Source organism: Lentzea terrae (assembly GCF_003265345.1).
GTDB lineage: Bacteria > Actinomycetota > Actinomycetes > Mycobacteriales > Pseudonocardiaceae > Lentzea > Lentzea terrae.
The window spans coordinates 32,975-46,723 of record NZ_QFWW01000018.1; the positions used below are offsets into that span (position 1 = coordinate 32,975).

The 13,749-nt window shown below is 68.1% G+C and carries 1 protein-coding gene (running past one end of the window); it reads right to left on the reverse strand.

The annotated features are described in order from the left end of the window. Window positions 1-13,749, reverse strand: partial view of a type I polyketide synthase gene (locus tag DI276_RS21780; RefSeq protein ID WP_112266210.1) — the 3' portion only. Its footprint extends 16,059 nt past the window's final position; the window shows 13,749 of its 29,808 coding nt (coding positions 16,060-29,808); its start codon lies beyond the right edge, outside the window; it ends in the stop codon at window positions 1-3.

Sequence of the window (13,749 nt, forward strand, 5' to 3'; positions counted from 1 at the left end):
TCAGAGACCGAGCTCTTCGTCGAGCATGGCGAACATCTCGTCGTCAGAGGCGGACTCGAAGTCCCTCTCGGTGCTGGTGTTCTTGGCCCACTTGGTGCGCAGGACGTCGAGCCGGCCCGCGATCTGCTGGTGCAGCGCTTCGTCCACAGTGGCCTGGGCGAGTGCCTTCTCGAACGCGTCGAGGTCGGCGAGCACGCTCGGCAGCCCGGCTTGCGGCGCGTCGGCCAGCAGCTCGGACTTGAGGTGTGCCACCAGGTCCGCCGGCGTCGGGTAGTCGAACACCAGCGTGGCCGGCAGCCGCAGCCCGGTCGCCTGGCCGAGCCGGTTGCGCAGCTCGACCGCGGTGAGCGAGTCGAAGCCGAGGTCCTGGAACTGCCGGTCCTCCTCGACGACCTCGCCTTCCGCGTGGCCGAGCACCTCGGCGACCTGACCGCGGACGAGGTCGAGCAGCGCGTCCGTGCGTCCCTGGTCGGTGAGTCCGGTGAGGCGCTTGACCAGTGAGCCGGCCGTTTCCTGGCCTGCCACGGCCTTCTTCGACTTGGTGCGAACCAGGCCGCGCAGCAGTGGTGCTACCTCGTGGTTGCGCAGGACCGCGAAGTCCAGCTTCACCGGAATCGTTTGTGCTGCTTCGGTTTGGACTGCTTCGTCGAAGAGTGTGGTGCCGAGCTGTGCGGTGATCGCCGGCATGCCGGAGCGGGCCATGCGTTCCGCGTCCTGGGCGGTGAGCATGCCGGTGTCCCAGGCACCCCACGCCATGCTCGTCGCCTTCTGGTTGTGCGCCTTGCGGTTCGCGGCCAGTGCGTCGAGGAACGCGTTGGCCGCCGCGTAGTTCGCCTGGCCCGCGTTGCCGAACGTGCCGGCGACGCTGCTGAACAGGACGAGGTTCGCTGCCGGTGCCAGCTCGTGCAGGTACCAGGCGGCGTCCACCTTCGGCTGGAGCACCGGGTCGACGCGGTCGAGCGTCAGCGACTCGATGGTGGCGTCGTCCAGCACCCCGGCCGCGTGGATGATCGTCGTCGGTTGGTGTTCCGCAAGGAGCGCGGCGACCGCGTCCCGGTCGCTCACGTCGCAGGCGACGATCTGGGCACCGGGCACGTCCGCCTGGCCGCTGCGGCTGACCAGCACCAGTTCCTGGACTCCGTGGTGGTCGACGAGGTGCTGGGCGATGATCCGGCCGAGCCCGCCCGTGCCACCGGTGATGAGCACCTTGCCGTACTCGACGGTTTCTTCGCTGCGTTCTGCCCTGGCGAGGCGGCCGCCGAGGACTTCCCCGTCCCTGAGCACGATCTGGGGCTCGTCGGCGTTCACGGCCTGCCTCAGCACGGCCAGGCTGGACCGCTGGTCGTCGATGTCGAGCAACCCGAAACTGCCGGGGTGCTCGGACTGCGCAACCCGGACGAGGCCCCAGATCGCCGCCGACACCGGGTCCGGGACGTCGTTCTCCGTTGCCGTGACGGCGTTCTTCGTGACGAACCACAGACGTCCCTGCCGGTGGCTGGTGATCCACTCCTGGACGTTGATCAGCGCGTCCGACACGGCGGCGTGCGTGGAGTCCACGACGTCGCCCGAGTAGGCGGTGACCTGGGTGATGATGACCTCGGCGTCGGCGTTCTCGATGTTGTCGTAGACGCGTCCGGCGACGAAGTGGTCGACCAGTCCGAAGTGGTCCTCGCCCGCGATCACGACCGTGGCGTCGATGGGCTCGGTGGCGTTGATCGGCGTCCAGTTGAGTGTGAACAGGGCGTCGCGCGTGGTGTTCTCGTTGAGCTGCCCCGCGTTGACCGCCCGGACCACCAGCGACTCGACCTCGGCGACCGGATTCCCTTGCGGGTCCGCGATGACGATGTGCATCGCCCCGCTCTCGTCCCTGCTCATCCGCACCCTGACCGCGGATGCGCCGGTGGCGTGGATCTTCACGCCTTCCCAGCTGAACGGCAGTCCGGCGCCTTGGTCACCCTCGGCGAGGAGCGCGGTGTGCAGCGCGGCGTCGAGCAGTGCCGGGTGAATCCCGAACGCGCCGGGCTCAACCCCTTCCGGCAACGCGACTTCCGCGTACACCGCACCTTCGTGCCGCCACGCTCGCTGGAGCCCCTGGAACGTCTCCCCGTACGCGAACCCGATCTCCGCGAACTTGTCGTAGACGTTCCCGAGCTCGATCGCTTCTCCGACCGGCCAGGCGTCGAGCCGCTCTCCTTGGTTTTGGTTGCTGCTGAGCGTGCCGCCGGCGTTCTCCGTCCACGGCAGGTCCGTGTCCTCGGGCCTGCTGTAGATCGTGACCGTCCGCTTCTCGTTCTCCTCAGCGCTGATCGCGACCTGCAGCTGCACCCCGCCCTGCTCCGGCAGCACGAGCGGCGCCGCGATCGTCAGCTCCTCGAGCGTGTCGAGCCCGAGCTCCTCCGCGGCCTTGAGGGCGACCTCCACCAACGCCGCCCCCGGCACCAACGCCCGTCCCATGATCACGTGGTCCGCCAGCCACCCGTGCGTCCTGAGCGCGATCCGGCTGGTGAACAGGTGCCCGTCCTGCCCGGCGAGCTGCACCGCGGCCCCCAGCAACGGGTGCCCGACACCGCTCAACCCGGCCGACTTCACATCGCTCACGCCCTCCACGACCTTCGGCCAGTACGACTGCCGCCGGAACGCGTAGGTGGGCAGGTCGATCTTCTTGGCTCCCTCCGTCAGCGGTGACCAATCGACCTGGACGCCCTCCGCATGCGCCTGCCCGAGCGCCGTGAGGAACTGCGTGACCTCGTTGCTCTTTCGCCTGCTGGTCGGAATCGCCCCGTCCACCAACGGCGTCAGCGCCGCATCGGGCCCGATCTCGATGAAGGTGCAGTTTTGGAGTGCCGTCACGTTCTCGTGGAACCGCACCGCATCCCTGACGTGGTTGACCCAGTAGTCGACGCTCGTGACATCCCCACTCGCCTGGAACGCGATCCGCGGCTCACTGAAGGTGATCTCCGCGATCGCCTCCCGGAAGTCCGGCAGCATCGGCTCCATCAACGGCGAGTGGAACGCGTGGCTGACCTTCAGCTGCTTGTACTTCCACTGCTTGGCGATCTTGAGGACCTCGTCCTCCTCCCCTGCCAGCACCACGGTCCGCGGGCCGTTGACAGCCGCGATCGACACGTTGCCCGTCAGGTACGGCGTCACCTCCTCCTCCGAGGCGATGACCGACACCATCGCCCCTCCGGCCGGCAACATCTGCATCAACGCGGCCCGCGCCGTGATCAGCTGGCAAGCGTCCTCGAGGCTGAGCACTCCAGCCACGTGCGCCGCCGCCACCTCACCAATCGAGTGCCCGGCAACGTGGTCCGGCCGCACCCCGAACGACTCTGTGAGGCGGTACAGCGCAACCTCGACCGCGAACAGCGCAGGCTGCGCCATCCCGGTCTGGTTCAACGCCTCCTGGTCCTCACCCCACATGACTTCCTTGAGCGCCGGGTCGAGGTACTGCAGCACGTCGTCAAGCGCCTCTGCAAACACCGGATACGCCTCGTACAGCTCCCGCCCCATGCCAACCCGCTGCGACCCCTGCCCGCTGAACAGGAAGGCCACCGGCCGCCTCTGCACAGAACCCCGCGCAACCACCTGACCGTCCAGCACCACCGCCCGGTGCTCGAACAACGTCCGGCCCGCCAGCAACGAGTACGCCACATCCCTGGCGTCCCCACTGACCTGCAAGATCCGCTCAACCTGCCCGTCCAGCGCCCCCTCGGACCGCGCCGACACCACCCACGGAATCGATCCCGCTTGGCTGGCCCCCTGGGGGGAGCCACCCCCCATCCCCATCATCTCAGGCAGGTCTGACAATTCCGGCGCCTCGAGGATCACGTGCGCGTTCGTCCCGCTGATCCCGAACGACGACACCGCAGCCCGCCGCGCCCGCGCCACCGCCGGCCAAGCCGTGTTCTCCTGCAGCAGCTCGACCGCACCCTCACTCCAGTCGACGTGCGAGGAAGGCGTCGCAGCGTGCAGCGTCCGCGGCAACACCCCGTGCCGCATCGCCTGCACCATCTTGATGATGCCCGCGACACCAGCAGCAGCCTGCGTGTGCCCGATGTTCGACTTGATGCCACCCAACAGCAGCGGCACGTCCCGATCCTGCCCGTAAGTCGCCATCAACGCCTGAGCCTCAATGGGATCGCCCAAAGAAGTACCGGTGCCGTGCGCCTCCACAGCGTCGACATCAGCAGCAGTCAACCCAGCAGACGCCAACGCCTGACGAATCACGCGCTGCTGCGACGGCCCGTTGGGCGCCGTCAGTCCGTTGGACGCACCGTCCTGGTTGATCGCCGACCCTCGCACGACCGCGAGAACCGTGTGTCCATGGCGAACAGCATCGGACTGACGCTCCAACACGAGCAGACCAACACCTTCAGACCAGCCAACACCATCAGCCGAGTCAGAGAACGCCTTGCACCGTCCGTCCTCCGACAAACCCCTCTGCCGCGAGAACCCGACAAACGAGCCCGGCGTCGACATCACGGTCACACCACCGGCCAACGCCAGTGAGCACTCACCGGCCCGAAGAGCCTGCATAGCCCAGTGCAGAGCAACAAGAGAAGAAGAACACGCGGTGTCGATCGACACCGACGGCCCTTCAAGCCCCAAAGCGTAAGAAACCCGGCCGGAGATCACCGAAGGCGACGCACCGGTCGACCCGAAGCCCTCGCTGTCCGCACCGCCGATGAGCTGCGTGTAGTCGTTGTACATGACACCGGCGAACACACCGGTGGAGCTGCCCCGCAACGAAGCCGGCGCGATCCCAGCCCGTTCCAAAGCCTCCCACGCGGTCTCCAGCATGAGCCGCTGCTGCGAGTCCGTCGCAACGGCTTCCCGCGGCGACATCCCGAAGAACTCGGGGTCGAACAGGTCGGCGTCGTGCAGGAACCCGCCGGCCCGGACGTACGACGTACCGGGGTGGTCGGGGTCCGGGTGGAACAACGTGTCCAGGTCCCAGCCGCGGTTCGTCGGGAACGGCGTGATCGCGTCAATCCCGCCGGACACCAACTCCCACAAGTCCTCCGGCGAAGAAACACCACCGGGGTAACGGCAGGCCATGCCCACGATGACGATCGGATCATCCGAAGTGGACACCAAAGCGGGCAACGACTCCACCGGCGAAACCGCGCCGAGCAACTCGTCCTGCACGTACCCGGCCAGCTGCAGGGACGACGGGTAGTCGAACACCACGGTCGCCGGCAGCTTGAGCCCGGTGACCGCCGTGAGCCGGTTGCGCAGCTCGACCGCGGTCAACGAGTCGAACCCGAGCTCCTGGAACGCCCGCGCCGGATCGACCGCCGCGATCGTGTCGAAGCCGAGCACGGCCGCGACCTCGCCGCGAACCAGGTCCACCACCGCGTCCAGCCGTCCCGCAGAGTCCAAACCGGACAGACGCTGCACCAGCCCGGACGCCGTCTCCGAGCCAGCGACCTTCCGCCGCGCCTTGACCCGGATCAGCCCGCGCAGCAACGGCTTCACATCACCGTTCTGCTTCAACACCCCGAGATCGAGCCGCACCGGCACCACCGCCGGTTCCAGTCCGGCCACCGCCGCGTCGAACAACCGCAGCCCCAAAGCGGCGTCGATCACAGGCATACCGGACCGCCGCATCCGTTCCGCGTCCTCGGCCGACAACATGCCGGTGTCCCAAGCACCCCACGCCAGCGACACACCCGGCAGCCCGTTGAGCTGACGGTGCGAGGCCAGCGCGTCCAGGAACGCGTTACCCGCGGCGTAGTTGCCCTGCCCGGCGTTGCCGAACACACCGGCCGCCGACGAGAACACCACGAACTGCGTGGCCTCAGTCGCAAGATCGTGCAGGTTCAACGCCGCGTCAACCTTGGCGCGCAACACACCGTCGACCCGCTCCGGCGTCAACGACTCGATCACACCGTCATCCAGCACACCGGCCGCGTGCACCACGCCCCGAACCTTGTGCTGCTTCAGCAACTCCCACAACGCGGCCCGGTCGGCCACATCGCAGGCGACGACGGAAACCCGTGCTCCCAACGCCTCCAGCTCGCTGACGTCACCCTGACCGCTGCGGCTGACCAGCACGAGCTCGCTGACCCCGTGGTTCTCCACCAGGTGCCGCGCCACGATCCTGCCCAGCCCACCGGTACCGCCAGTCACCAGAACCGGGCTCTCCCACACGACTTCCTCGGCCCCGGCCGCAACCCTGCCGAGCCGCGCCGCCCGAGCCTCGCCGTCGCGGATCACCAGCTGCGGTTCGTCGAGGTCCAGCACCCCGAGCAACGTCGCCAAGGACGACTCCTCGGCATCCAGATCGATCAGCCCGAACCGTTCGGGGTGCTCGGTCTGCGCGGTCCGCAGCAGCCCCCACACCGCCGCACCGGCCAGATCGTCACCCTCGACCGCGCCACGCGTGACGAACACGAGCCGCCCGTCGCGGTCCGCCCGGATCCACTCCTGCACCAGCTCCAACGCCCGGTGCGTCACCGCCCGGACCGACTCCGCGTTCTGCTCCCCGGCGACCGGCACGAGCACAACATCCGTGTCGGTCAACGAAAGCAGACCCTCAACCCGGCCCACCGACAGCCCGAGCACGTCCGGCCCGAGCACGCTGACCGTCTTGCCGGCCTCGGCCGGCGGCACCGCGACCGGCGTCCACTGCACCGAGAACAACGCGTCCAGCTCAGCAGGTTGCTCCGCCGCGACCGCCCGCATCACCAGCGACTCGACTGACGCCACCGGATTCCCCGCCGGATCAGCCAAAGCGATCCGCAACCCGCTGCCGTCGCGCGTCATCTTGACCCGCAACGCAGTCGCACCGGTCGCGTGCAGCGACACGTTCTCCCAGGCGAACGGCAGCCCAGCCGCTCCGCTCTCGTCCAGCAACGAGGCGTGCAACGCAGCGTCCAGCAACGCCGGGTGCAGCCCGAACTGCCTGACGCTCACGTCGTCCGGCAGCGCAACCTCGGCATACGTCGTGTCACCGGCCCGCCAAGCCGCCCGCAGCCCGCGGAACATGCCGTCGTAAGCGAACCCGGCCTCAGCGAACCTCTCGTAGCAACCCTCAACGTCCACCACTTCGCCGGCCGGCGGCCACGCCGAAGCGTCGAACTCAACCGTCGGCTCACCCTTCGCGAGCACACCGCTGACCACCTGCATCCACTGCGCGTCAACAACCTCGTCCGGCCGCGCGTGAATCGTGAACGTCCGGCGCTCGTCCCCGGCGGACACCTTCATCTGCAGCGCCAGCCCACCGTGCTCGGGCAACACCACCGGCGCCGACAACGTCAGCTCCTCCAGCCGATCCAGTCCGACCTCGTCCCCGGCCCGCAAGGCGAGCTCGACGAGCGCCGCACCCGGCACCATCACCCGCCCGTTGATCGTGTGGTTGCGAATCCACGGATGCGTGCGCACCGCCAGCCGGCTGGTGAACAGAACCCCTTCCCCGTCAGCGAGTTCGGCCGACGCGATGAGCAACGGGTGCCCGACCGCGACCATGCCGATCCCGGACGCGTCGTCCCCGCCGAGCCGCACCGCCGGCCAGTACCGCTGGTGGTCGAACGCGTAAGTCGGCAGGTCGATCTTCTTGCCGCCAACGCAGAACCCGCTCCAGTCGACCTTCACGCCGTCGACGTGCAACCGAGCCAGCGCGGTCAACACCGCCACGCGCTCGCCCTTGTCCTTGCGCAGCACCGGAATGGCGTCCTCGACCAGCGCGGACAACACCCCGTCCGGTCCGACCTCGAGGAACGTGGTCGCGCCACCATCCCGCAACTTCTGCACGTTCTCGCTGAACCGAACCGCATCCCGAACGTGGTTCACCCAGTACTCAACAGTCGTAACATCCCCGCTGGCCACCACCGGAACGCTCGGCTGCCTGAACACAACCTCCGCCAACGCTTCCCGGAAGTCGTCCAGCATCGGCTCCATCAACGGCGAGTGGAACGCATGGCTGACCTTCAGCCTCTTGCTCTTCCACCTCTCCGCAACACCCAGCACCTCGTCCTCGTCACCGGCGATCACGACCGACCGCGCCCCGTTGACCGCAGCGATCGACACCCGCTCAGTGAGATGCGGCAACACCTCCTCCTCAGAGGCCTGGACCGCAACCATCGCCCCACCCTCAGGCAACGCCTGCATGAGCGCCGACCGTGCCGTGACCAGCAAGCACGCGTCCTCAAGGCTGAACACGCCCGCAACATGCGCCGCCGCGATCTCCCCGATCGAATGCCCGGCAACCTGCTCCGCCCGCACACCCCACGACTCGAGCAACCGGTACAACGCCACCTCAACCGCGAACAACGCAGGCTGCGCGACCCCGGTCTGGTTCAACGCCTCCTGGTCCTCACCCCACATGACGTCCCGAACCGCCGGATCCAGGTACATCAACACCGCATCCAACGCCTCAGCGAACACGGGGAACGCCTCATACAACTCACGCCCCATGCCAACCCGCTGCGACCCCTGCCCGGAGAACAGCACCGCGAGCGACCGCTGCGACTGCGCGGTCCCCTGCGCCAGCACCTCGCCCCCGAGCACCACGGCCCGATGCTCAAACTGCGCCCGCGTCGTCAGCAGCGAATACGCGACATCCTCAGCCGCCCCCTCAACGCCCTTGACCCGCTCAACCTGCCCCGGCAACGCCTCCGCCGTCCTGGCCGAGACCACCAACGGAATCGATCCCGTCTGGGCCCCCCAGGGGGAGACCGAGGTCCCCACTCCAATCGTCCCATCCAGCACCGACATTCCGGCGCCGGAAAGATCGACAACACCCGAGTTGTCCACAGGCGCCGAGTTGTCCACAGATTCCGCCGAGCCCGTCTGACCAGCCGTTTCAACGACTACGCTGGAAATTGGGGGGATCCCCGCGGGCGCTTCCAAGATCACGTGCGCGTTCGTGCCGGAGAATCCGAACGACGACACGCCCGCCCGCCGCGGCCGCGACACCTCAGGCCACGGCGTCACCTCGGTGACGAGCTCGACCGCACCTTCGCTCCAGTCGACGTGCGTGGACGGCGCGGTGATGTGCAACGTCGGCGGCACAACGCCGTTCCTCATCGCGTGCACCATCTTGATCACACCGGCGACACCGGCAGCCGCCTGCGCGTGCCCGATGTTCGACTTGATGCCACCCAACAGCAGCGGCACATCCCGATCCTGCCCATAGGTCGCAAGCAACGCCTGCGCCTCGATCGGGTCACCCAGCGTCGTGCCAGTCCCGTGCGCCTCAACCGCGTCGACATCAGCAGTAGTCAACCCAGCAGACGCCAACGCCTGACGAATCACCCGCTGCTGCGAAGGCCCGTTAGGGGCCGTCAAACCGTTCGAAGCGCCGTCCTGGTTGACAGCGGAACCGCGCATGACCGCCAAAACCGTGTGCCCATGACGAACCGCATCCGACTGACGTTCCAACACGAGCAGACCAACACCCTCGGACCACCCCACACCATCAGCCGAGTCGGAGAACGCCTTGCAGCGCCCGTCCTCCGACAGACCGCGCTGCCGCGAGAACCCGACGAACGCCCCCGGCGTCGACATCACCGTCACACCACCGGCCAGCGCCAGCGAGCACTCACCGGCCCGCAGCGACTGCGCCGCCAGGTGCATCGCAACGAGTGACGACGAGCAGGCGGTGTCGATCGACACCGACGGCCCTTCGAACCCGAAGGTGTACGAAACACGCCCAGAGACGACAGACGGTGACGTGCCGGCACCCTGGTGTCCCTCGGAGTCGGCCTCGATGATCTGCGCGTAGTCGTTGTACATGACACCGGCGAAGACACCCGTCCGAGAACCACGCAGCGACGTCGGGTCGATACCCGCTCGCTCCAACGCCTCCCAGGTGGCCTCCAGCAGGATGCGCTGCTGGCCGTCAGTCCCCAAAGCCTCCCGCGGCGACATCCCGAAGAACGCCGGGTCGAACTGGTCCGCGTCGTGCAGGAAGCCACCGGCGCGGGCATACGAAGTGCCGAGGTTGTCCGGGTCCGGGTGGAACAGCGTGTCGAGGTCCCAGCCGCGGTTCTCCGGGAACGGCGTGATCGCGTCAACCCCGTCGACCACCAGCCGCCACAGGTCCTCCGGCGACGAAACACCACCGGGATAGCGGCAAGCCATACCCACGATGACGATCGGATCGTCCGAAGTGGACACCAACGCGGGCAGCGCGTCAACCTCCGCAGCCCCGAACAGCTCGGAGTGCAGATGGTCCGCCAGCGCGACCGCCGTCGGGTAGTCGAACACCAGCGTCGCCGGCAACCGCAACCCGGTCGACTCGGTGAGCTGGTTGCGCAGCTCCACAGCGGTAAGCGAGTCGAACCCGAGATCCTGGAACGCCCGAGTCGCGTCCACCGCGTCGATCGACGAATGGCCGAGCACCGAAGAAACCTGCGTGCGCACCAGGTCCACGAGCGCCACACGCCGGTCCGCGACGTCCATCGAGCCGAGCCTCCGCACAAGTCCGGACGACGCACCCGCAGCCACCCGCCGTGCCTTGACCCGGATCAGACCCTGCAGCAACGGCGCCACCGCCCCGCGTGCCCGCAACGTAGCAAGGTCGAGCCGCACCGGAACGGTCAGCGCCGCCTCGCTCGCAACGGCCGCGTCGAACAGCTCCAGCCCTTGCTGCATCGTGATCGGCGGCATACCGGCAGCCGTCATGCGCGCCGCCTCAGCCTCGGTCAGCTCACCGGTCATCCCGCTGACCTCGGACCACACGCCCCACGCCATCGACGTCGCCGGCAGCCCGCGAGCCTTGCGGTGCGCGGCAAGCGCGTCCAGGAACGCGTTGCCCGCCGCGTAGTTCGCCTGCCCAGCGTTGCCGAACACCCCAGCCGCCGATGAGAACACGACAAACGCCGTCAGATCGCTCGTCAGCTCGTGCAGGTGCCACGCCGCATCAGCCTTGGGCCGCAACACAGCCGACACCCGCTCGGGCGTCATCGACTCGATCACACCGTCGTCCAGCACACCGGCCGCGTGCACGACGCCCCGGATCTCGTGCTGCGCAAGAAGTTCCGCGACCGCGTCCCGGTCCGTCACGTCACACGCCGCAACGGTGACCTGCGCTCCCAACGCTTCCAGCTCGGTCGTGTCCGCCTGACCACGACGGCTGAGGAGCAGCAGCTCCCGAACACCGTGCGTCTCGACGAGGTGCTTGGCGATGACCGCGCCCAGCCCGCCGGTACCGCCGGTGACGAGAACCTTGCCCTCCCACCGGACTTCAGCGTCCCCGGTGACCCGCGCCAGCCGTGCGGCCAGCACCTGACCGTCGCGAACCACCAGCTGCGGCTCGTTGACCCCAAACGCCACCGAGACCATCGCAGTGGAGAGGTTGTTGCCACACAGGTCGATCAGCCCGAACCGCCCGGGATGCTCCGACTGTGCCGACCGCACCAGCCCCCAGACCGCCGCAGCCCCCAGGTCCTCACCCGTGGTCGCACCACGCGTGACGAACGCGAGCCTGCCGCCCTTCCCGCTGCGAACCCACTCCTGCACGAGCTCCACCACGCGACCCGCGTTGCTGTGCGTGCTGCCGAGCACGTCCACGTCACCAGCGACCGGCACCAGCACCAGCTCGGCGTCGGCGGCGGCGATCGTGTCGACCACGGGATACCCGAGATCAAGCACGTCCGGCCCGATGACGGCGACCGACGCGGGCGCCGCGACGTCCTCCTGCGTCACCGGCACCCACTCGAGCCCGAACAGCTCGCTCTGCCGCGCCTCACCGAGCTGTTCGACGTGGACCGCCCGCACGACGACAGCCTCGACCGTGGCGACTGGCGCACCCGTGACGTCGGCCAGCGCGATCGTCCTGCGCATACCGCCCTCGTCGCGGGTCAGCTTGACGCGCAGTTCGCTAGCTCCGGTGGCGTGCAGCGACACGCCCTCCCACGAGAACGGCAGCCCGGCGTCGAGCGTCTCGTCCAGCAACGCCGCGTGCAGCGCCGAGTCGAGCAACGCCGGATGCAGCCCGTACGCAGTGCCGTCAACGTCCTCGGGCAACGCGAGCTCGGCGTAGATCTCGTCGCCGACCCGCCACGCGGCCCTGAGGTTCTGGAACGCATGACCGTAAGCGAAGCCAACGGCCGCGAACCGCTCGTAGCACTCCTCGTAGTCCATCGCCACAGCGCCAGCCGGCGGCCACACCGACGTCTCGAAGTCGCTGCCAGTCGTCCCGCTCGCGAGGAAACCGGTCGCATGCTGCGTCCACGGCACATCCGGCGCGTCTTCGAGCCGCGAATGGATCGCGTACTGCCTCCTGCCGCCGCTCGCCGGTCCCACCTTCAGCTGAACCTGCACAGCCCCGCGCTCAGGCAGCACGAGCGGCGCGGCCAACGTCAGGTCGTCGACCCGGTCGAGCCCGACCTCGTCCGCGGCCCGCATCGCGAGCTCGATCAACACCGCGGCCGGCACCAACGTGCGCCCCATGATCACGTGATCCGTCAGCCACGGCTGCGTGCTCAGCGACACCCGACTGGTGAACACCACGCCTTCGCCATCGGCCAGCTCCACCGCCGCTCCGAGCAACGGGTGCGCCACCCCGACCAGCCCCAGCCCGGACGCGTCCGACGCCCGCCCAGCGCTCGCCGGCCAGTACCGCTGCCGGTTGAACGGGTAGGTGGGCAGCTCGATCCGCTTGCCACCCTCGTAGAACTGCATCCAGTCAACATTGACGCCGTCAATGTGTACTTGACTCAATGCAGTCAACATTGATTCAACATCAGACTTGACGCGCGTCAACGTCGGAATCAACCCGTCAACCATCGCCGTCAACTGCGCATCCGGCCCGACCTCAACCAGCGTCACGTCACCCAATGCGGTGACGTTGTCGTGGAACCGCACCACGTCCCGAACGTGCCGAACCCAGTACTCAGCCGTGGTGACGTCCCCGGACGCACAGATCGGGATGCTCGGCTCGGCGAATCGGATCTCCGCAATCGCCTCGCGGAAGTCTGCGAGCATCGGCTCCATCAACGGCGAGTGGAACGCATGCGACACCTTCAGCCGCTTGTTCTTCCACCGCTCGGCAACGCTGAGAACCTCGTCCTCAACCCCAGCGATCACCACGGCCCGCGGCCCGTTGACGGCGGCAATCGACACACCGTCAGTCAGGTACTCACGCACGTCCTCTTCAGACGCGACGACCGACACCATCGCGCCACCGGCCGGCAACGCCTGCATGAGCGCCGCACGAGCCGTGACCAACAAACACGCGTCCTCAAGGCTCAACACCCCAGCAACATGCGCCGCCGCGATCTCACCAATCGAGTGCCCGGCAATCTTCGCGGGCTTGACCCCGAACGACTCCAACAACCGGTACAGCGCCACCTCAACCGCGAAGATCGCCGGCTGCGCGAACCCGGTCTGGTTCAACGTCTCAGCGTCGTCACCCCACATGACGTCCCGCAGCGCCGGATCAAGGTTCACGAGCGCAGCGTCCAACGCCTCCGCAAACACGGGGAACGCCTCGTAAAGCTCCCGAGCCATCCCAACCCGCTGAGACCCCTGCCCGGAGAACACGAAGCCAAGCGGCCGGTCCCGCACCACACCAATGGCAAGCTCAACGCCGTTCCACACCACAGCCCGGTGCTCGAACAACGCGCGCGTGGTAGCCAACGAGAACCCGACATCCACCGCCGACACGCCGCTCTCCACCAGCGTCGTGACCCGCTCAACCTGCGCCCGCAACGACGCCTTCGACCTGGCCGACACCACCAACGGCGTCGGAATCGATCCCGTCTGGGCCCCCCAGGGGGAGACCGAGGTCCCCACTCC